The organism is Streptomyces sp. NBC_00885 (genome assembly GCF_045207475.1).
In the GTDB taxonomy this organism is placed as follows: Bacteria; Actinomycetota; Actinomycetes; order Streptomycetales; family Streptomycetaceae; genus Streptomyces.
The window spans coordinates 3,501,918-3,519,779 of the sequence record NZ_CP108796.1; the positions used below are offsets into that span (position 1 = coordinate 3,501,918).

The following is a 17,862-nucleotide window of genomic DNA, read 5'->3' on the forward strand; positions in this document are numbered from 1 at the left end:
GTGAAAAGTTTCGCATGGCCCTTCCGCGGATCATTCCGCGCCCCCCTGGGTGCCCGTGAAGCCCCTTGTCAGGCTGCCTTGAAGAATGTGTTCCAGCCGCCCGCCGGGGACTGACCGACTTCGAGCGTCCGGAGCTTGGCGAGCACCTGCGGGTCCTGGACATCGAGCCAGTCGCAGAACTGCCGGAAGGAGACCAGCCGTACGTCCTTCTTGCCGGCCATGCCCTTGAGCGCCTCTTCGACGGCGTCCATGTAGATGCCGCCGTTCCACTGCTCGAAGTGGTTGCCTATGTAGAAGGGCGCGCGATTGCTCTCGTAGGCCCGGTTGAATCCGGCGAGGTACGCCTCGCCTGCCTGCTTCTTCCAGCCGGGATAGCGCTCGGGCATGCCCTTGGTCGAATTGTTCGACTGATTGGCGAGGATGTTGTAGTCCATCGAGAGCACCTCGAAGGAGTGCCCGGGGAACGGAATCTGCTGGAGCGGCAGATCCCACAGGCCCTGGCGCTTCTCGGGCCACATCTGGCGGCCGCCGGGCGAGCTGGCGTCGTAGCGCCAGCCGAGCTTCTTCGCGGTGGGCAGCAGCCTGTCCTGGCCGAGCAGGCAGGGGGTGCGGGCGCCGACGAGTTCCTTGCGGTAGTCGAAGGGCAGCGGATCGAGGTCCTTCCAGCCCGTGTTCGTACGCCACTCGGTGACGAACTTCACAGCCTGGTCTATCTCGTTCTGCCAGTCGGCGGGCGACCAGTTGCGGACCGATCCCGAACCGCCGCAGAAATGCCCATTGAAGTGCGTGCCTATCTCATGGCCGTCGAGCCATGCCTGGCGTACGTACTTCAGCGTCTCCTTGATGTGACCGTCGGTGAGATAACCGATGTCGGATGCGCCGATGCCGTTGTTCGGCGGGCGGTAGAGCGTCTTCTTCGACTCGGGGAGCAGATAGAGCCCGGAGAGGAAGAAGGTCATCGCGGCGTCATGATTCTTCGCGAGTTCGAGGAAGCGCGGGAAGAGGCCGTTGCCGACCTCGCCCGCACCGTCCCAGGAAAAGATCACGAATTGCGGCGGCGTCTGGCCCGGTTCGAGCCGAACGGGCTTGGGCGGCTGGTTCGGCTGCTTGCCGGTGTCGGACGTGGAGCCGTCACCGATGAGCCGGCCCTGACTCCTGGACGGGGAAGGCTTGCCCTCCCCGCCGGGTCCGGTCTGTCCCCCTTTGCCCTGACCCAAGGAGCCGCAGCCCGCGATTCCGATCGCGGCTGCGGCTCCAAGTCCCGCCCCGAGCAAGCCCCTTCGACTGATGTCGCCCATCTCGTCCCCCATCCACGCTCTCCCGTTCGGAGAGAGCACATCCAAACCGGCAATGGTCTAGATGGACTTCCGGAGAGAGGGGTTCCGGGGACTGGCACCCATTTCGTGAAGGTTCGTCAAGAACTGCTTTCGATCTACGCGCCGAATGCTTTGGACTTGCCCTTCACAGGCTTTGCACCGGCGAGAAGATGAGCCGGAACAAGATCACGGGCGGGCTCGCTGTAACCGACGGAAACAATACGGTCGCCCTGATATGTGAACGTGGTCAGGGACGCGAGCGTGCATTGCCGGCGGCGCGGGTCGTGCCACAGCCGCCGCCGCTCCACGAAGCTGCGCACGATCCAGATCGGCAGCTGATGACTCACGCACACGGCCTCGTGCCCACGGGCCGCGTCCCGCGCCGCGTCAAGCGCGCCCATCATCCGTACGACCTGATCGACGTAGGGCTCGCCCCACGAGGGGCGGAACGGATTGGTCAGATGCTTCCAGTTGGACGGCTTGCGCAGCGCGCCGTCGCCGACGCCGAAGGTCTTGCCCTCGAAGACGTTGCCCGCCTCGATGAGCCGCTCGTCGGTGTCCAGGGTGAGGCTGTGGCTCTTGGCCACGGGAGCCGCGGTCTCCTGGGCGCGCTCCAGCGGGGAGGAGACGACATGGGTGATGTCGCGGTCCGCGAGATGCTCGGCGACCCGCTCGGCCATCTGCCGGCCGAGCTCGGAGAGGTGGTACCCGGTGCGGCGGCCGTAGAGCACACCGTCGGGGTTCTCGACCTCGCCGTGGCGCACCAGATGGACGACGGTGATGTCCTTGTCCTCGCTCATGCGGACACCTCCGTCGCCTCGGCCGCGGCACGGGCGGCGGCGGGCAGGGCGGCGGCGATCCGCTCGATGGCCCGCTCGTCGTGGGCCGTGGAGACGAACCAGGACTCGAAGGCGGACGGCGGCAGGTAGACGCCCTGGGAGAGCATCGAGTGGAAGAAGGCGGTGAAGCGGAAGGACTCCTGCTTCTTGGCGTCCTCGTAGTTCGTGACCTCCGAGCCGGTGAAGAAGACGGAGAACATGTTGCTCGCGCTCTGCAGCCGGTGGGCCACGCCCTCCTTGAAGAGCGAGTCGGTCACCAGCGACTGGATCTGTGCCGAGACGGCGTTGATCTTCTCGTACGCGGCCTCGTCGAGCAGCCGGAGCTGCGCGAGCCCGGCGGCGGTGGCCACCGGGTTACCGGAGAGGGTGCCCGCCTGGTAGACCGGGCCGGCCGGGGCGAGATGGGCCATGACGTCCTGGCGGCCGCCGAAGGCCGCGGCGGGGAAGCCGCCGCCCATCACCTTGCCGAAGGTCATCAGGTCGGGCGCGACGCCGTCCACGCCGTACCAGCCGGCCCTGGACGTACGGAAGCCGGTCATGACCTCGTCGGAGATGTACAGCGCGCCGTTCTCGGCGCAGGCCGCCTTGAGGCCCTCGTTGAAGCCCGGCCGCGGCGGGACCACGCCCATGTTGCCGGGCGACGCCTCGGTGATCACACAGGCGATCTCGCCGGGGTGCGCCCGGAAGGCCTCACGCACCGCCTGAAGGTCGTTGTACGGCAGCACGATGGTGTCGCCCGCCTGCGCGCCCGTGACGCCGGGGGTGTCGGGCAGCCCGAAGGTCGCTACGCCCGAGCCCGCTGCGGCGAGCAGCGCGTCCACATGGCCGTGGTAGCAGCCGGCGAACTTCACGACCTTGGCGCGGCCGGTGAAACCGCGGGCCAGCCGGATCGCGGACATCGTCGCTTCCGTACCGCTGGAAACCAGCCGTACCTGCTCGACGGGCTCGATACGGGCCACGATCTCCTCGGCGAGGGCCACCTCACCCTCGCCGGGCGTGCCGAAGGAGGTTCCGCGGGCCACGGCGGACTGCACGGCCTCGATGACGGACGGGTGGGAGTGCCCGAGGATCATCGGTCCCCACGAGCAGACGAGGTCGACATACTCGCGCCCGTCGGCATCGGTGAGGTACGGACCCGTACCGGACACCATGAACCGGGGCGTACCGCCCACAGCGCGGAAGGCTCGGACAGGAGAGTTCACGCCGCCGGGCGTCACAAGGGACGCGCGGTCGAAGAGCGTCTGCGAAACGGGGGCTTCGTATGAATACGCCACTTTGGTCCTGATCTGCTATGCGGGTGTTCGGGGGGCCGGGACGGAGGATCTCGGCCACCGGTGAGCAGGGAGCGCGGTCTCCTCGTATTACGAAAGGGCGTCACCACGCTCGCGTCTGCGAAACTGGGGCGACACAGGGAAAGCTCACGGAATCCATGGTGTCAGAGCCTTCGACGTTCTTGCGGACTGGTGTTTCACAGTACGTTCGTGGGGGAGGTCACTGTCACGATGATCGGGTTGCGCGGCGGGGGCTGCGAGTGGTCGGGTGGAGATATGCATCGCGGTGGCGGACTGGGCGAGGGGACCGACGGTCTGGGTCCTGAGCCTGCCCGGCGGGGAAAGCACCGGCGAGGCGAATCGGGCGCGGGCGAACCCATGGAAGGCCCGGGCGAGCCCATGGAAAGCAGGAGCGGCCGAGTGGGGGTGACCTACAAGTACTTCGGCGCACCCGACGGGGCCACGGCGGCACGCGTGCCGATCTCGATGCGCCCCGAGGAACTGGGCGGCGACGAACTCGGCATGGGCGGAATGTTCGCCAAGATCAAGCCGGAGACCATAGCCGCGATGGTGCTGACGGGCATCCAGGGCATGCCGCTGAACAAGGTGCCGCCGCTGGAGCTGGTGGTGCTCCACCCCGACTACGCGGTGGTCAAGCTTCCGATGACGGTGGTCGACCCGCTACGCGGCATCGGCGAGGAGTCGGTGGGCGCGGCGGCCTTCATATGGTCGACGGTCCCGGACCGGGGCGGTCCGCGGGACGCGTTCAACGTGTACCAACTGCTTCACGAGTGGCAGGACTTCTCGGTGCGGTTGCATGAGGCGGGGCACCAGCCGTACTGCCTGGTGTGGCCCTAGGTCGTGTCCGGCCGATCGTGCAGGTCGAGCCCGGGCGCACCGTTGACCTGGGCGAAGCACAGATCGCGGGCGGGCGCCGGGTGTGAGCGAGCTACGGCCGCCAGTGCGGATCGCGGCCCGTCAGCCCAAGCACCCGGTCGAAGGCGGACGCGTCCTGCCCGACCTCGACGGGCGCGCCGTACACGCCGCCCTTGTGGGCCATCGGCGCCAGCTCGGCGAGCGTGGGCTCGATCTCCTCGACGACGGCCGGGTCCGGCGTGAAGTCCTGTCCGGTGGCGCGGGCCAGGTCCCACGCGTGCACGGTCAGATCGCCCAGCGCCATGTTGGCGACGGTCCTGGCCGGGAAGCCCATGCGCCCGGTGGTGCCCTCCTCGGCGCCGGGTGCCGCCCACGCCGCGACGAGTGCGCCGGCCTCGTCGGCGAACCGGGACCGCCAGTCGCCCTCCATGTAGTGCGGTTCGGCACCGAAGTCGGATTCCTCCTTCGCCGCCAGCTTCTGGAAGTTGATCAGCACCTGGATGAGGTGATCGGTCAGAGTGCGTACGTCGTACTCGGCGCAGGGCGTCGGGTCGGACAGCTGGTCCTCGGTGATGCCACGCACCACCGGCACGGCACGCCTCGCCGCCGCGTCGAGCAGCTCACTGATGGGTTTCGTCATGCCTCGACGGTAGGCCCGGCACAGTCCCTGCGTATTGAACAAACGCGACATAGGATCCGCGTCATGGCAGGTCCGCGCCGCGACACCAGGGGAATCGTCGAAGCCCGCGAGCTCTTCGCGCGGGTCGACTTCCGCCGCCGCGAGCCCGCGCCCGAGCTGCGCCCGTATCTCGAGCACTACTGGCTCATCGACTGGGACCTGGCGGAGCCGTACGCCTCGCATGTGGTGCCGCATCCGTCCGTGAACGTGGTCTTCCAGCGGTACGGCGACAAGCCGCCGTGGGGCGAGGTCGCGGGCATCGGCCTGGGGCTGTTCACGCAGAAGCTTCAGGGGCGGGGGCGGGTGTGCGGGGTGCAGTTCCGGCCCGGCGGCTTCCGGCCGTTCGCCCCCGGGCGGCCCGTGTCCGACTGGACGGGGCAGCGCCTGCCGGTCCCGGACGTCCTCACGGGCGCGGACACGGCGAACACGGCGGGCGCCGGCCCGGACACGGCGGGCGCGATCCTCGGGCCGGAGGCGGAGGACGAGCGGGTCGCCGCACTGGACGCCTTCCTGCTGGGGCTGGAGCCCGCGGCGGACCCGCAGGCGCTGCGCGCGATGGAGCTGGTCGATCTGGTGCGCAGGGACCGTACGATCCGGCGGGTCGCCGAGCTGGCGGAGGCGGAAGGGGTGTCGGCGCGTTCGCTGCAGCGGCTCTTCGCGGCGTACGTCGGTGTGGGCCCCAAGTGGGTCATCCTGCGCTACCGCATCCATGAGGCGCTGGAGCGGGCCGAGGCGGCGGAGGACGCCGCGGCCGAAGGTGGCGGCGGGGCCTCGGATGCCGACGCGCTGGACTGGGCGGCGCTGGCCGCCGAGCTCGGATACAGCGACCAGGCCCATCTCGTACGGGATTTCACGGCGACGGTGGGCGTACCGCCGACCGCCTACGCGCGCCAGACCCCTTAGGTCCTGTCCGGCCGAGCTATCAGTAACTCTGGGTGACGCCGACCGCGCCCGTGCCATGTGCGGCCGCGTACCGCAGCACCCGCAGCGGCCCGTCCAGCAGCATGCGCGCGTCGAAGCCGGGCTCGTCGCTCATGGCCGACATCCAGGCGTCGACACGGCCGATGATCTCGGCTCGGCGGGGCCCGGTTACGGCGAGCACGGACTCGGCGTGCGGCAGGACGGCCCGCACCTCGGCGGCGGTCAGCAGAAAGTCGCCGAACCAGCCGGGGAGGCCGGCTACGGCCTTGGCCCCCAGGCCGTAACAGAGGGCGACGGCCGGATCGCTCTTGCGCGCCGTGGCCGCGAAGGCGGCCGCCCCTTCCGCGTCCCGCAACAGGTCCATGCCCGCCTCCTTCATCGCGGCGACGGCCGGCGCGCTGGGTCCGCCACTGCGCGCGAAGGCCGCGAAGCGGAGGGCTGCGGGGGTGGGATCGGGCGTGAAGTACGGTTCGCGGTCACCGCCGCCGAGCCACCACGCCAGATCCTCGGCGTAGCCCGGGGGCGTGGTCCACTCCCCCTCCAGGTGCGCGAAACGCCCGGGAAGGGCGGCGACTTCGGCATCGGGGACGGCACCGATCGCCCACACACCGGTGAAGCTCATCCTCAGGACCCCCGGTTGTCAGACCCCCGTCTTACAGTGCGTGACATGGAGATCAAAGCATCGGCGGTACGGATCGAGCCATGGTCCGAGGACGACTTCGACCTTCTCCGGGCTGCGAACGCACCGGAGTTGATGGCACACCTGGGAGGCCCGGAGACGGAAGAGCAGCTGGTCAAGCGGCACGCGCGCTATGTGGAGGTGAGCTTTGACCGTACGGGCAGAGGCCGGATGTACCGCATCGTCCTGGAGGAGACCGGGGAGTCGGTGGGCTCGGTCGGCTTCTGGGAGAGGACCTGGCAGGGCGAGGAGGTGTACGAGACGGGGTGGGGCGTCCTGCTCGGCTTCCAGGGGCGCGGCATCGCGACATCGGGCACGCGCGCGGTGGTCGAGGCGGCACGCGCCGAGCACAAGCACCGCTATCTGCACGCTTTCCCGCCCCCTGACAACGGCCCGTCGAACGCGGTGTGCAGGAAAGTGGGCTTCGAGCTGCTGGGCGAGTGCGAATTCGAGTACCCGCCGGGCCATGTGGCTGTGTCCAACGACTGGCGACTGGACCTGTGGGGGACTTCCCCCACGAGGTGAGGCACGCCTGATGCGCGGCTGATGCGGGTCTGCTTGACGAGAGGGGCACTTTCGCGGATATTTATCTGCGCCACGCAGATTCTGCGCGGCGCCGAATGATGCGCAACTCCCTTAAGGAACCTCACCCATGACCGTCCTCGTCACCGGAAGCCGCGGCAAAGTCGGCTCCGCCCTCATCGCGCTCCTCCACCAGGCCGGAGCCGACGTCCGCGCCGCCTCCGCCGCCCCGGACGAGCTTCGCCTCCCGACGGGCGTCGAAGCCGTGCAGTGCGCGCTCGACGACCCCGTGACCTTCCCGGCCGCCCTCGACTCCGTGACCTCCGTCTTTCTGTACGCGGAGCCGTCGCAGACCGGCGCCTTCCTCGACGAGGCCGCGGCGGCGGGCGTCGAACACATCGTGCTTCTCTCCTCCAGCTCCGTTCTCGATCCGGACGCTGCCGACAACCCGATCGCCGCGTCGCATCTCGCCGTCGAGCAGGCGCTTGCCGCCTCGCCCGTCGAGACGAGCGTCCTTCAGCCGGGCGCCTTCGCGGCCAACGCGTTCCAGTGGCGCTGGGCGCTGGAGTCCGCCGGCTCGATCGACCTGCCGTACCCCGGCAGTTACGGCGATCCCATCCACGAACGCGACATCGCCGAGGCGGCGTTCGCGCTGTTCACCCGGCCGGAGCTGCGCGGCAGGACGTACCACCTGACCGGCCCCGAATCGCTCACCTTCACCGAACAACTCGCCATCCTGGAACGCGCGGTCGGCAGCCCCTTCCCCTACACCACGGTGACCCGCGAGGCGTGGAAGGCGGCCATGGCCGGATACATGCCGGGCGCCTTCGCCGACGGACTGCTCGACTACTGGGCCTCGACCGACGGCTCACCCACGCCGCTGACCCACGCCGTCGAGGAACTGACCGGCCACCCGGCCCGCAGTTTCGCCGCGTGGGCGGCGGAGAACGCCGATGCCTTCAAAACGGCCTGGCTGACGCGGGCCGCCCGATGACATGCTGGCGGCGTGAACGGACCGGAAATCCATCTAAGCGTCGCCCCTGAGCTGCGCCTCTTCGTCCCTTCGGAGCGCCGCCAGGGACGTACGGCCCTGGTCACCGACGGATCGTCGACCCTCGGCCATGTCATCGAGTCGCTCGGTGTCCCGCTCACCGAGGCGGGCCGGGTGCTCGTGGACGGCCGCGAGGTGCCCGTCTCCCACATCCCGCGCACCGGCGAGAGCGTCGAGGTGTTCGGCGTCGAACGGCCTCAAGCGGTCCCCGGAGCCCCGCTGCGTTTCCTGCTCGACGTCCACCTCGGCACGCTGGCGCGACGGCTGCGGCTGCTCGGCCTCGACGCCGCGTACGAGAACGAGGACATCGGCGACCCGGCACTGGCCGCCCTCTCGGCGAAGGAGCAGCGGGTCCTGCTCTCCCGCGACCGCGGACTGCTGAGGCGGCGGGAGATCTGGGCGGGGGCGTACATCTACAGCGACCGCCCGGACGACCAACTGCGGGACGTACTGGAGCGGTTCGCGCCGAGGCTCGCACCCTGGACCCGCTGCACGGCGTGCAACGGGCGGCTGACGGATGCGGACAAGGACTCGGTCCAGGACCAGTTGCAGCAGGGCACCCAGCGGACGTACGACGTGTTCGCGCAGTGCACGGCCTGCGAGCGTGTGTACTGGCGGGGCGCGCACCATGCCCGCCTGGAGGAGATCGTCGAAGAGGCACTGAGGGAATTCGGCGACGCCGCGGCGTAATTTCAGCCCGTACGGCGCTCAGTCGGGGCGGCCGCACATTCAGCCCGTCCGGCGTTTGAGGACACGCGGCCCGCGTCAGAGCTCGCCGCCCCGCAACCGCTCCACCTGCGCCGCACTGAGCTCGACCGTCCGCCTCATATGCGCGGTGAGGAGCGCGATCTCCTCATCGCTGTACGCGTCGAACATGGCGAACCACGAGCCGTTCAGCTTCTGCCACACCTCGCCGAACTCCGCCATGCGCTCGGGCACCAGCGTCACCAGCACCCGCCGCCGGTCCTCGACGTCGCGCTCGCGCCGGACATAGCCGGCCCGCTCCAGCCGGTCGACGAGCCGCGTCGCGGACCCGGTGGTCAGCCCGGTCAGCTCGGCGACGCGTCCGGTGGTCACCGGGCCGGGCTCGAGCGCCAGCAGGTTGAGGCACTGCAAGTCGGTGGGATGCAGCCGCAGATGATCGGCGAGGGCCTGGTTGAACAGGGCGTACGAGGCCATGTAGCGCCGCGAGGCGGTGGACAGCTCGTCCATCAGCCTGCCCCGACCGGCCGCACTCTTCTGCGTCATGCAGAGATTGTACGAACCAAACGCACACTCCCCCGCGACGCCACCGGCCACGGCACCCCTACAGCGCCTCCGCCGTCAGATACCGCTGAACCGTCGGCGCCAGCCAGGCGATCACCTCCTCCCGGGACATGTCGACGGCCGGGGGGAAGCGCAGCACGTAGCGCACGAGCGCCATCCCGAGGATCTGCGAGGCGACGAGCGCGGCACGGCGGGGAGCCTCGGCCGGATCGGGGCAGACCGCGGTGGCGACCGGCCCGAGCTGCCCCTTGAAGATCTCCTGCGCCCGCTCGGCGGCGGCCGCATTGGTGACGCTGGCCCGCAGCAGCGCGGTCAGCACCTCGTCCTGCTCCCACCGGTCGAGGAAGTGGGACACGAGGACCGCACCCATGTGCTTGCCGGGCACGGCTCCCAGCGCGGGCAGGCGCAGATCGAATTCGGAGGCCGCGGCGAACAGCCCCTCCTTGTTGCCGTAGTAGCGCATGACCATCGACGGGTCGATGCCCGCGTCGCGGGCGATGGCCCGGATGGTGGCGCGCTCGTACCCGTCGGCCGCGAAGCGCTCGCGCGCGGCTTCGAGGATCGCGGCCCTGGTGGCATCGGAGCGGCGGGGACCGCCGGGGGCTTCCGTCGTCATGCCAACAACTGTAGGCCAACAGGTGTTGACATGCCAGGCCGGGCCGCTCTACATTTGCCAACAAGCGTTGACCAACAAGCGTTGGCATCCTGAGGAGGCAGCCATGACCGGCAAGCCCGGAACCGAAGTCACCACCCGCACAACCGGCACGACCCGCGGGGACGGCACCGACGTCCTCGTCGTGGGCGCGGGCCCCACCGGCATGCTGCTCGCGGGCGACCTCGCCGCCGCGGGTGTCCGGGTCACCGTCATCGAGCGCCGCCCGCACGAGACCAGCAACATGACGCGCGCCTTCGGCGTGCACGCCCGCACGCTGGAGCTGCTGGATGCCCGGGGCCTGGCGGACGAGCTGGTGAAGACAGGCACGTCCATCACCGGCCTGCGGCTCTTCAGCCGGCTCTCCCTCGACCTGTCCCGGCTCCACTCCCGTTTCCCGTTCCTGCTCATCACCCCGCAGTACGAGGTGGAGCGTCTGCTGGAGCGCCGGGCAATCGCCGCGGGCGTGACCTTCCGATACTGCACGGAGCTGCTCGGCCTGAGCCAGTCCGACACCTCCGACACCTCCGGCGACTCCGGCGAGGTCACCGCAGAGGTGCGGGCCACCGACGGGACCCGGAGCACGCTGCGGGCCCGCTATCTGGTCGGCACGGACGGGGTGCGCAGCGCCGTGCGCACGGCTCTCGACCTGCCGTTCCCCGGTGTCTCGGCGATCCGCTCGATCGTCCTCGCGGACGTCCGGCTCATGGAGGAGCCCGAGAGCCTCCTCACCGTCAACGGCACGGGCGACGCCTTCGCGTTCATCGCCCCCTTCGGCGACGGCTGGTACCGCGTCATGGGCTGGAACCGCAAGCGTCAGGTCCCCGACAGCGAGCCCGTCGAGCTGGACGAGGTCCGCGAGATCGCCCGCCAAGCCCTCGGCACCGACCATGGCATGCATGACGCTCGCTGGATCTCCCGCTTCCACAGCGACGAGCGCCAGGCTCCGTCCTACCGGAGCAGCCGTGTCTTCCTGGCGGGCGACGCGGCGCACGTCCACTCCCCCGCCGGCGGCCAAGGCATGAACACCGGCTTGCAGGACGCCGCGAACCTCTCCTGGAAGCTCGCTTCCGTCGTCCGGGGCAAGGCCCCCGACCCCGAAACCCTGCTCGACAGCTACGAGTCGGAGCGGCACCCCGTCGGTGCGATGGTGCTGCGCAGCAGCGGCACGATCGTCCGGCTCGCCATGGCCCACACCCCGCTCCAGCGCGCCGCCCGCTCGCTCGCGTCCCGCTTCCTGAACGCGGTGCGGCCCGCGTCCGCCCGGGCGATGGGCATGATCTCCGGCATCGGCATCTCTTACGCCGCGCCTCGCGGCGCCCACCGCCTCACTGGCAGGCGCGCGCCCGACCTGGAGCTCACCCAGGGCAGGCTCTACGAACTGCTGCGAGAGGGCCGGTTCGTTCTGGTGGCCCCGAAGGGCGAGACCCCCGCGGCACCGGCCGCCCCCGGCAGCGTCATACGCGCGACCTGGGCATCGGACCGCCGCGGTGCGCTGCTGATCCGCCCCGACGGCTATATCGCCTGGGCACAGGGCCGCTGATTCGGCGGCCGGATGCGTGGCACAGGCGACCTGTCAGCCCGTCAGAAGACGTACCGGTCCCCGGTGGCGGGCGCCTCGCGTGGCAGGCTGCCCCCATGCTCGTCGTCCGTTCCGCAGCCCTCTTCCTCGTCGCCGCCGTCTTCGAGATCGGTGGAGCCTGGCTCGTCTGGCAGGGACTCAGGGAGCACCGAGGCTGGATCTGGATCGGCGCGGGCGTCATCGCCCTCGGTGCGTACGGCTTTGTCGCGACGCTCCAGCCGGAGGGCGAGTTCGGGCGGATCCTCGCCGCGTACGGCGGAGTCTTCGTCGCGGGCTCCCTCGCCTGGGGCATGGTCGCCGACGGCTACCGCCCGGACCGCTGGGACGTGATCGGGGCGCTGGTCTGCCTGGCGGGCATGGCATTGATCATGTACGCACCACGGAGCCGCTGACGCCGGGCCGTCGCCCGCGAGACCCGCCGCCTATCCTGGGCCCGTATCGATCACATGCGCGAGGAGTAGGACATGACCCCCGCCGGGACCCCCGTCGCCGTCATCACCGGAGCCAGCAGCGGCATCGGCGCCGCCACCGCACGCGGGCTCGCCGCCGCCGGGTACCACGTCGTCCTCACCGCCCGCCGCAAGGACCGTATCGAAGGGCTCGCCACCGAGCTCGCCGCCGCGGGCCACGGTGCCACCGCGTACGCCCTCGATGTCACCGACCGCCCGGCCGTCGACGAGTTCGCCTCGTCTCTCGACCGCTGCGACGTCCTCGTCAACAACGCGGGCGGCGCACTCGGCGCGGACCCCGTCGCCACCGGGGACCCCGCCGACTGGCGCCAGATGTTCGAGGTCAACGTCATCGGCGCCCTCAACACCACCCAGGCGCTGCTCCCGGCCCTCACCGCCGGCGGCGACGGCACCGTGGTGATCCTCTCCTCCACCGCGGGCCTCGCGACCTACGAGGGCGGCGGCGGCTATGTCGCCGCCAAGCACGGCGCCCACGTCCTCGCCGAGACCCTCCGCCTGGAGATCGTCGGCACCCCGGTCCGGGTGATCGAGATCGCGCCCGGCATGGTCAAGACCGAGGAGTTCGCCACGACCCGCTTCCGCGGCGACGAGGAGAGGGCAGCCAAGGTCTACGCGGGCGTGGCCCAGCCGCTCACCGCCGACGACGTGGCGGACACCATCACCTGGGCGGTCACCCGCCCCTCGCACGTCAACATCGACCTCCTGGTGGTCCGCCCCCGCGCCCAGGCCTCCAACTCCAAGGTCCACCGCGAGCTGTAGGCCCATCCGTACTGTCTCCGAGGCCTGGACAGGTGGGCTCCGGACCCTCGACGGTGCTCAGCAGAGCGCGATAATTCCCACCGCCGTGTCCGCAGAACCGATGTCCCGGTCCATCGACACAATGTCAGCGCGCTCCGGGCTGCAGTCATGGCGCACACCGCGCCGGTTCAGGCTTCCTCAGCGGGTGTCTCATTCACGTCGGAACCCGCGCTGACGTCTCGGCTCTGGATCGTTTCGGCTGCACGGTGCAGTTCGGTGAGCACCAGCCGTACCGCTCGCCGTGCGGCACGTTCGGGGCGGTGGAGCACATCGATGTGGCGTCGGGTGTGCACGCCGCTGAGAGGTCTGAGGATCAGTGCGGGGTGCGGACGTGTAGTCCAGCGTGGCATCAGCGCCAGGCCGCCTCCGGCGGCCACGACTTCGGCGACCACCGCGAATTCGTTGATGCGATGGACGATGTTGAGCCGTCGGTTCGCGGCAGTGGAGATGGCGTCGATGGTGGCCATCAGCGGGAAGCCGTCGTGAACGGTGATCCAGGGTTGATCCGCGACGTCTCGCGGCGTGAGGCGTCGTTTGGCGGCCAGGGGGTGGCCGGCCGGCAGGGCGATGTCGAGCGGTTCACGCAGCAGCGTGCCGGCGGTGACCGTGGCCGGCCACGGTGGCGCATGGTCGAGACGGTGGGCGAGTACGAGGTCGTAGTCGCGGGTCAGTCGCGGGAAATGGTCTTGCGCGACGTCCTCGTCGGCGAGCGAGAGCTGCGGGCGTCCAGGGCCGTCCTGGCCAAGCAGCAGCAGTGGGAAGAATGCGGCGGCCGCGCTGTGGAAAGCCGCTACCGACACATCTGCGTCCGGCTGGTCGACGAATTCCTCGATGGTGTGCCGTGCCCTGGCCAGTGCGGTCTCCACCTCGATCGCCGCACCGGCCAGGGCTTGTCCGGCATCGGTGAGCACCAACCGCCGTCCGTCACGTTCGGTGAGTGGGACCGGGATCGAGCGCTGCAGCAGCCGTAGCTGTTGGGAGACTGCCGAGGGAGTCATCAACAGCGCCTCGGCGGTCGCGGTGACGCTTCCCAGCTCTCCGAGCTCCCGCAGAATCTGCAACTGCCGTTCATTCATCCTCTCAATGTAGTGATGCTTCAGGATTCCTGAAGAACCTCGTTCTTGGCTTCAGAGTGGAAGCAATACAGCGTAGAGGGGTGTTCCACACCCGCCGCACTGACGCAGTGCTTCTCCTTGTCGCCATCGTCTGGGGCTCCAGCTACCTGGCCGCGAAGACGGCCACCTATGCCCTGCCGGTCCTGATGGTGCTGTTCGTGCGGTACGCGATCTCCGCGATCGCCTGCCTCGCCCTCGTCGCGGCCCGCAGCCGGAAGGGGCGCTACACGCGCGATGAGGTTCGTGTCGGGGCACTGCTGGGGATAACACAGGCTGCTGTCCTGCTTCTTGAGACCTATGGCGTCGCGCACACCAGCGCGGCGAACGCCGGCCTGATCATCAGCCTCACCATCGTGCTGACCCCACTGCTGGACCGCACGGCAGGCACCGGTCGGCTGCCCCCGCGCTTCTTCGCCGCCACGGGCGTGTGCCTGCTGGCCGTCGCACTGCTCATGTCCGGCAGCGGCTTCCACACTCCCCGGATCGGTGACCTGCTGATGCTCGCCGCCGCGGTGGTTCGCGCAGCGCACGTCGTGCTCGTGGGGCGACTCACGAAGGGCCGCGTTGTGCGGCCGTTGCAGCTCACGGCCGTCCAGACGGTTGTCGGCTCGGCGCTGTTCGTCATGCCGGCCGCGAGCGGCATGTCGGCGCTCACTCAGGTCGATGCCGCGGGCTGGGGCCGGCTCGTCTATCTCGCCCTGTTCTGCAGCGTGTTCGCCTTCCTCGCCCAGACGTGGGCGGTGCAGAACAGCTCCGCCAGCCGGGCCAGTCTGCTGCTGGGCACTGAACCGGTCTGGGCGGTCGCGGTCGGCATCGGCCTCGGCGGCGAAGAGTTCACCGCCCTTGCCTGCCTCGGGGCGGCGCTCATGGTCACCGGAACGTACTGGGGGCAGAACATCGAACGCGCCCACCGCACCACCAGCAACGAGGAGACCCCATGCCGGACAACAGCACCTACGAGCGTCTGATCAGCCTGCTCGACAACACCGCAACCGCGTACAAACTCATTGACCATGAACCGGAAGGCACGACCGAGAGTGTCAGCGCACTGCGCGGACACCCAGTGTCGGAAGCAGCCAAATGCCTCATCCTGATCGTCAAGATCGACCGGCGAGTCACTCGCTATGTGCTGGCGGTCGTCCCCGGGCACCGGCGTGTGGACCTCAACGCCATCCGCACGCTCTTCGCCGCCCGCTACGCCGGATTCTGCGACGCAGCCACTGCAGAGCGACTGGCCCATGCCGTCCCCGGCACCGTCCTGCCCTTCAGCTTCGACCCTGAACTTGAACTCGTCGCAGACCCGGACGTCATTGCGCGGCCGTGCCTCTACTTCAACGCCGCCCGCCTTGACCGCTCGCTGGCCATCTCCGGTGCGGACTACGCGAGGCTCGCCGAGCCGCGCATCGAGCGCATCACCAGTCCGGGCTCGAACTGACACACCCCACGGCCCGCTGATCCTGCCGCCCGGCTCACCCGCCAGATGCAGGAGTCCGGGACCGTTGGCCCGCTCAGGGGGCCCACTTGTACTTGCCGCCGCCGACCCATCGCACGACCGCGGGATCGTCGACGTCGATATGGGTCAGCCCCGCCCGGTGCGCCAGCCTGATCACATCCAGCATGGTGTAGGCGGGCCCGGCCACCTCCCCGTTGATCTCCACCAGGCGGTACGGCGGGTCGCTCGGCACTACGCCGAGCACGACGACGGGGGTGGGGTGGAACTCCTCTTCAGCATCGCTGGTCATGCTTACAGCGTGTGGCAGGGACGCGACGCGCACATGTCGAGCGGACCAGGGGGTGCGGGGATGCCGCCGCGTTGCCCCTGCGTCAGGGAGTTCCGGCGCGCGCCGCCGCGGAGGGCCGAACGCCTCGCGCGTGGGCGGCGGCAGTTGATCCCGGGGTCGCCCTGCCCCGGGGCCGGCAGCGCGGAAGCCGATGGCCGGCGGCGCCTACGCTTTGGGCGCCTGCGAGATGCGCACCATGTTGCCCGAGGGGTCCCGGAACGCGCAGTCGCGCGGGCCCCAAGGCTGGTCGACGGGCTCCTGCAGCACCTCGGCACCGGAGGCCCGCACCTTCTCGAAGGTCGCGTCGAGATCGTCGGCGCGGAACACGATCATAGGCAGGACTCCCTTGGTCAGCAGCTCCTGCAGAGCGTCGCCGTCGGCCTGGGATCGGCCGGCGTGCGGCTCGGAGAGCACGATCTCCAGGTCCGGCTGGGACGCGCTGCCGAGGGTGATCCAGTGGAACCCGCCCGAGGCGACGTCATTGCGCACCTCGAGGCCGAGCGCGTCGCGGTAGAAGGCGAGCGACTCGTCCGGGTCGTTGACGGTGACATGGCAGTACTGGAGGGAAATGGTCATGGAACCAAGGCTAGGTCCCCTCCGGCCCCAGCTGCGCGGGCCGCTTCTGCGATCGCGCTCGGTTGCTCCCTGGTCGGCCGGGTGCGCATCTTTGCCACACACGCCGGCATCGCCGTCACGGCGCGGTGCTCCCGGGACCGGTACGCGCTCGGCGTCACCCCCACGAGCTCGGTGAAGCGCGAGCTGAACGAGCCGAGGGAGGTGAAACCGACCGCCATACACGCCTCGGTCACACTCATGCCCCCGCGCAGCAGCGCCATCGCCCGCTCGACGCGCCTGGTCATCAGGTAGCTGTACGGCGTCTCGCCGTAAGCCGCCCGAAACGCCCGGGAGAAGTGCCCCGGCGACATCAGCGCGTGGCGGGCCATGGTCGGCACGTCGAGCGGACGCGCGTACTCCCGGTCGACCAGATCCCGCGCCCGGCGCAGGCGCGCAAGGTGGGAAAGGTGGTGCTGATCCATGGAACGAGCGTACCGTTCCACTCTGACAGCAGCCTGCTGACCTGCACGGATGACACTTGGCGGGGGTCACGCCCGCGCGATTGAGTCCACGGAGTTCCTCGATGCCGTTTGACGTTCAGCCTTGCCTCAAGGGCGAATTGGTCGAACTCAGGCCGCTCCGCGCGGAAGACCACGCAGACCTCTATGCCGTCGCGGCGGACCCGCTCGTCTGGGAGCAGCATCCCGACCCGGAGCGATACCAGGAATCGGCGTTCAGCGGCTTCTTTCGCGACGCCCTGGATTCCGGAGGGGCGTTGGCTGTCGTCGACAACGAAGACGGCCGTCTCATCGGTTCCTCGCGCTACCACGGATACGACGAGGAGCGCGACGAGGTCGAAATCGGCTGGTCGTTCCTGGCCCGGTCACACTGGGGCGGCGTCTACAACCGTGAGCTGAAAGAGCTCATGCTGAACCATGCATTCCGGTTCGTCGGCAGCGTCATCTTCCTCGTCGCGCCCGGCAACATGCGTTCCCAGCGTGCTGTGGAGAAGATCGGTGGCGTACGAGCGGGCACACGGCTCGACGGTGGAGGACAGCGCAGTCTCCTCTACCGGATCGAGGCTTCCACCCGGCCTTGAGGATGTCCGATTCGTCGCATGGCCTCAGAATTGGCGATATCTGCTGTTTCTGCCGGATCGGAGACATCCATGAAGGACCTCAAGTTTGAGCAGAAGCGCTCGCTGTCCCGCCTCGAGGCGGCTGATCAGCTCACCGCGCTCGCGGCCGCACTGAGGCACGGTGGCGATGCCGATCTGGAACTCGGCCCCGGGCGGCTGAGCCTGCGGGTCCCCGACGAGCTTCGCAGCGAGATAGAGGTCGAGGTCGGCAACGGGGAGATCGAGCTGGAGATCGAGTTCAAGTGGCCGACCGCACCGACACGGACAGCACCATCACAGGCGGCGGCAGGCGCAGAGTAGGTCCCGCGCGCGACGACGACTGGCGCGAGACCCGAGACGCGAGACCCGAAC

The 17,862-nt window shown here is 69.5% G+C and carries 23 protein-coding genes; 12 read left to right on the forward strand and 11 right to left on the reverse strand.

Annotated elements, in window-relative coordinates:
- Positions 1–68: 68 nt before the first annotated feature.
- The 3 genes from OHA61_RS15630 to hemL form a co-directional block, all read right to left on the reverse strand.
- Entirely contained in the window at positions 69–1,298 is a 1,230-nt protein-coding gene (locus OHA61_RS15630) for a hypothetical protein (protein ID WP_406307374.1), read from the reverse strand.
- Positions 1,299–1,432: 134 nt separating this feature from the next.
- Complete coding sequence (locus OHA61_RS15635) at positions 1,433–2,116, reverse strand: histidine phosphatase family protein (RefSeq protein ID WP_406303523.1); 684 nt, start codon at positions 2,114–2,116, stop codon at positions 1,433–1,435.
- Entirely contained in the window at positions 2,113–3,429 is a 1,317-nt protein-coding gene (gene hemL / locus OHA61_RS15640; protein WP_406303524.1) for a glutamate-1-semialdehyde 2,1-aminomutase, read from the reverse strand. Before hemL ends, OHA61_RS15635 begins: the two co-directional genes overlap by 4 nt.
- Before the next feature lie 273 nt (positions 3,430–3,702).
- On the opposite strand from hemL, the gene OHA61_RS15645 reads away from it, so the two are divergent.
- Positions 3,703–4,284 carry a hypothetical protein gene (locus tag OHA61_RS15645; RefSeq protein WP_406307375.1) on the forward strand — a complete coding sequence of 194 codons (582 nt, stop codon included), beginning with the start codon at positions 3,703–3,705 and terminating at the stop codon, positions 4,282–4,284.
- A gap of 91 nt (positions 4,285–4,375) precedes the next feature.
- Here the strand turns inward: OHA61_RS15645 and OHA61_RS15650 are convergent, their stop codons facing one another.
- A complete protein-coding gene (locus OHA61_RS15650; RefSeq protein WP_406303525.1) occupies positions 4,376–4,942 on the reverse strand; it encodes a TIGR03086 family metal-binding protein in 567 nt (188 codons plus the stop codon).
- 63 nt (positions 4,943–5,005) lie between these two features.
- Here OHA61_RS15650 and OHA61_RS15655 point away from each other — a divergent pair, with 63 nt between their 5' ends.
- Positions 5,006–5,884, forward strand: a complete 879-nt coding sequence (locus OHA61_RS15655) for a DUF6597 domain-containing transcriptional factor (RefSeq protein ID WP_406303526.1) — start codon at positions 5,006–5,008, stop codon at positions 5,882–5,884.
- Between the two features lie 19 nt (positions 5,885–5,903).
- On the opposite strand, the gene OHA61_RS15660 is transcribed toward OHA61_RS15655, so the two are convergent.
- Complete coding sequence (locus OHA61_RS15660; protein ID WP_406303527.1) at positions 5,904–6,524, reverse strand: hypothetical protein; 621 nt, start codon at positions 6,522–6,524, stop codon at positions 5,904–5,906.
- 45 nt (positions 6,525–6,569) lie between these two features.
- On the opposite strand from OHA61_RS15660, the gene OHA61_RS15665 reads away from it, so the two are divergent.
- From OHA61_RS15665 to OHA61_RS15675, 3 genes are all read left to right on the forward strand, one after another.
- Positions 6,570–7,106 carry a GNAT family N-acetyltransferase gene (locus OHA61_RS15665; RefSeq protein WP_406303528.1) on the forward strand — a complete coding sequence of 179 codons (537 nt, stop codon included), beginning with the start codon at positions 6,570–6,572 and terminating at the stop codon, positions 7,104–7,106.
- 127 nt (positions 7,107–7,233) lie between these two features.
- Positions 7,234–8,097, forward strand: a complete 864-nt coding sequence (locus OHA61_RS15670; RefSeq protein ID WP_406303529.1) for an NAD(P)H-binding protein — start codon at positions 7,234–7,236, stop codon at positions 8,095–8,097.
- Positions 8,098–8,109: 12 nt separating this feature from the next.
- Positions 8,110–8,844 (forward strand): Mut7-C RNAse domain-containing protein, encoded by a 735-nt coding sequence (locus OHA61_RS15675; protein ID WP_406303530.1) that lies wholly within the window; start codon positions 8,110–8,112, stop codon positions 8,842–8,844.
- 75 nt (positions 8,845–8,919) lie between these two features.
- Here the strand turns inward: OHA61_RS15675 and OHA61_RS15680 are convergent, their stop codons facing one another.
- Together OHA61_RS15680 and OHA61_RS15685 are read right to left on the reverse strand one after the other, a co-directional pair.
- Positions 8,920–9,402, reverse strand: a complete 483-nt coding sequence (locus OHA61_RS15680; protein ID WP_389373218.1) for a MarR family winged helix-turn-helix transcriptional regulator — start codon at positions 9,400–9,402, stop codon at positions 8,920–8,922.
- Between the two features lie 58 nt (positions 9,403–9,460).
- Positions 9,461–10,036 carry a TetR family transcriptional regulator gene (locus OHA61_RS15685; RefSeq protein ID WP_328671746.1) on the reverse strand — a complete coding sequence of 192 codons (576 nt, stop codon included), beginning with the start codon at positions 10,034–10,036 and terminating at the stop codon, positions 9,461–9,463.
- 103 nt (positions 10,037–10,139) lie between these two features.
- Here OHA61_RS15685 and OHA61_RS15690 point away from each other — a divergent pair, with 103 nt between their 5' ends.
- From OHA61_RS15690 to OHA61_RS15700, 3 genes are all read left to right on the forward strand, one after another.
- Positions 10,140–11,615 carry an FAD-dependent monooxygenase gene (locus OHA61_RS15690; protein WP_406303531.1) on the forward strand — a complete coding sequence of 492 codons (1,476 nt, stop codon included), beginning with the start codon at positions 10,140–10,142 and terminating at the stop codon, positions 11,613–11,615.
- 95 nt (positions 11,616–11,710) lie between these two features.
- The gene (locus OHA61_RS15695) at positions 11,711–12,046 is read left to right on the forward strand and encodes a YnfA family protein (protein WP_266479462.1); all 336 of its coding nucleotides are present in this window, start codon (positions 11,711–11,713) and stop codon (positions 12,044–12,046) included.
- Positions 12,047–12,118: 72 nt separating this feature from the next.
- A complete protein-coding gene (locus OHA61_RS15700) occupies positions 12,119–12,883 on the forward strand; it encodes an SDR family NAD(P)-dependent oxidoreductase (RefSeq protein WP_406303532.1) in 765 nt (254 codons plus the stop codon).
- Positions 12,884–13,050: 167 nt separating this feature from the next.
- Here OHA61_RS15700 and OHA61_RS15705 read toward each other — a convergent pair whose 3' ends face one another.
- A complete protein-coding gene (locus OHA61_RS15705) occupies positions 13,051–13,998 on the reverse strand; it encodes a LysR family transcriptional regulator (protein WP_406303533.1) in 948 nt (315 codons plus the stop codon).
- Positions 13,999–14,078: 80 nt separating this feature from the next.
- On the opposite strand from OHA61_RS15705, the gene OHA61_RS15710 reads away from it, so the two are divergent.
- Positions 14,079–15,005, forward strand: coding sequence for a DMT family transporter (locus OHA61_RS15710; RefSeq protein WP_406303534.1), 927 nt, complete (start codon positions 14,079–14,081; stop codon positions 15,003–15,005).
- Positions 14,975–15,472, forward strand: a complete 498-nt coding sequence (locus OHA61_RS15715; protein ID WP_406303535.1) for a YbaK/EbsC family protein — start codon at positions 14,975–14,977, stop codon at positions 15,470–15,472. The genes OHA61_RS15710 and OHA61_RS15715 overlap by 31 nt, the downstream gene beginning before the upstream one ends.
- Positions 15,473–15,545: 73 nt before the next feature.
- Here OHA61_RS15715 and OHA61_RS15720 read toward each other — a convergent pair whose 3' ends face one another.
- The 3 genes from OHA61_RS15720 to OHA61_RS15730 all read right to left on the reverse strand — a co-directional run bounded on the left by OHA61_RS15720 (position 15,546) and on the right by OHA61_RS15730 (position 16,855).
- Positions 15,546–15,779 carry a hypothetical protein gene (locus tag OHA61_RS15720; protein ID WP_406303536.1) on the reverse strand — a complete coding sequence of 78 codons (234 nt, stop codon included), beginning with the start codon at positions 15,777–15,779 and terminating at the stop codon, positions 15,546–15,548.
- Between the two features lie 204 nt (positions 15,780–15,983).
- Positions 15,984–16,394, reverse strand: coding sequence for a VOC family protein (locus OHA61_RS15725; protein WP_406303537.1), 411 nt, complete (start codon positions 16,392–16,394; stop codon positions 15,984–15,986).
- Positions 16,391–16,855 carry a helix-turn-helix transcriptional regulator gene (locus OHA61_RS15730; RefSeq protein WP_406303538.1) on the reverse strand — a complete coding sequence of 155 codons (465 nt, stop codon included), beginning with the start codon at positions 16,853–16,855 and terminating at the stop codon, positions 16,391–16,393. The genes OHA61_RS15725 and OHA61_RS15730 overlap by 4 nt, the downstream gene beginning before the upstream one ends.
- Positions 16,856–16,956: 101 nt before the next feature.
- Between OHA61_RS15730 and OHA61_RS15735 the strand changes: the two genes are divergently transcribed.
- Positions 16,957–17,472: a GNAT family N-acetyltransferase gene (locus OHA61_RS15735; RefSeq protein ID WP_406303539.1), complete on the forward strand. Its 516-nt coding sequence runs from the start codon at positions 16,957–16,959 to the stop codon at positions 17,470–17,472.
- A 69-nt stretch (positions 17,473–17,541) separates the two neighbouring features.
- On the forward strand, positions 17,542–17,811 hold the full coding sequence (locus tag OHA61_RS15740; protein ID WP_406303540.1) for an amphi-Trp domain-containing protein: 270 nt from the start codon (positions 17,542–17,544) through the stop codon (positions 17,809–17,811).
- Positions 17,812–17,862 lie beyond the last annotated feature (51 nt).

What these genes read in the sequence shown, in the direction of transcription:
- OHA61_RS15630 (WP_406307374.1), bottom strand. Translation starts at nt 1,298, where the DNA reads ATGGGCGACATCAGTCGAAGGGGCTTGCTCGGGGCGGGACTTGGAGCC.
- OHA61_RS15635 (WP_406303523.1), bottom strand. Translation starts at nt 2,116, where the DNA reads ATGAGCGAGGACAAGGACATCACCGTCGTCCATCTGGTGCGCCACGGC.
- OHA61_RS15645 (WP_406307375.1), top strand. Translation starts at nt 3,703, where the DNA reads ATGCATCGCGGTGGCGGACTGGGCGAGGGGACCGACGGTCTGGGTCCT.
- OHA61_RS15650 (WP_406303525.1), bottom strand. Translation starts at nt 4,942, where the DNA reads ATGACGAAACCCATCAGTGAGCTGCTCGACGCGGCGGCGAGGCGTGCC.
- OHA61_RS15655 (WP_406303526.1), top strand. Translation starts at nt 5,006, where the DNA reads ATGGCAGGTCCGCGCCGCGACACCAGGGGAATCGTCGAAGCCCGCGAG.
- OHA61_RS15660 (WP_406303527.1), bottom strand. Translation starts at nt 6,524, where the DNA reads ATGAGCTTCACCGGTGTGTGGGCGATCGGTGCCGTCCCCGATGCCGAA.
- OHA61_RS15665 (WP_406303528.1), top strand. Translation starts at nt 6,570, where the DNA reads ATGGAGATCAAAGCATCGGCGGTACGGATCGAGCCATGGTCCGAGGAC.
- OHA61_RS15670 (WP_406303529.1), top strand. Translation starts at nt 7,234, where the DNA reads ATGACCGTCCTCGTCACCGGAAGCCGCGGCAAAGTCGGCTCCGCCCTC.
- OHA61_RS15680 (WP_389373218.1), bottom strand. Translation starts at nt 9,402, where the DNA reads ATGACGCAGAAGAGTGCGGCCGGTCGGGGCAGGCTGATGGACGAGCTG.
- OHA61_RS15685 (WP_328671746.1), bottom strand. Translation starts at nt 10,036, where the DNA reads ATGACGACGGAAGCCCCCGGCGGTCCCCGCCGCTCCGATGCCACCAGG.
- OHA61_RS15690 (WP_406303531.1), top strand. Translation starts at nt 10,140, where the DNA reads ATGACCGGCAAGCCCGGAACCGAAGTCACCACCCGCACAACCGGCACG.
- OHA61_RS15695 (WP_266479462.1), top strand. Translation starts at nt 11,711, where the DNA reads ATGCTCGTCGTCCGTTCCGCAGCCCTCTTCCTCGTCGCCGCCGTCTTC.
- OHA61_RS15700 (WP_406303532.1), top strand. Translation starts at nt 12,119, where the DNA reads ATGACCCCCGCCGGGACCCCCGTCGCCGTCATCACCGGAGCCAGCAGC.
- OHA61_RS15705 (WP_406303533.1), bottom strand. Translation starts at nt 13,998, where the DNA reads ATGAATGAACGGCAGTTGCAGATTCTGCGGGAGCTCGGAGAGCTGGGA.
- OHA61_RS15715 (WP_406303535.1), top strand. Translation starts at nt 14,975, where the DNA reads ATGCCGGACAACAGCACCTACGAGCGTCTGATCAGCCTGCTCGACAAC.
- OHA61_RS15720 (WP_406303536.1), bottom strand. Translation starts at nt 15,779, where the DNA reads ATGACCAGCGATGCTGAAGAGGAGTTCCACCCCACCCCCGTCGTCGTG.
- OHA61_RS15725 (WP_406303537.1), bottom strand. Translation starts at nt 16,394, where the DNA reads ATGACCATTTCCCTCCAGTACTGCCATGTCACCGTCAACGACCCGGAC.
- OHA61_RS15730 (WP_406303538.1), bottom strand. Translation starts at nt 16,855, where the DNA reads ATGGATCAGCACCACCTTTCCCACCTTGCGCGCCTGCGCCGGGCGCGG.
- OHA61_RS15735 (WP_406303539.1), top strand. Translation starts at nt 16,957, where the DNA reads ATGCCGTTTGACGTTCAGCCTTGCCTCAAGGGCGAATTGGTCGAACTC.
- OHA61_RS15740 (WP_406303540.1), top strand. Translation starts at nt 17,542, where the DNA reads ATGAAGGACCTCAAGTTTGAGCAGAAGCGCTCGCTGTCCCGCCTCGAG.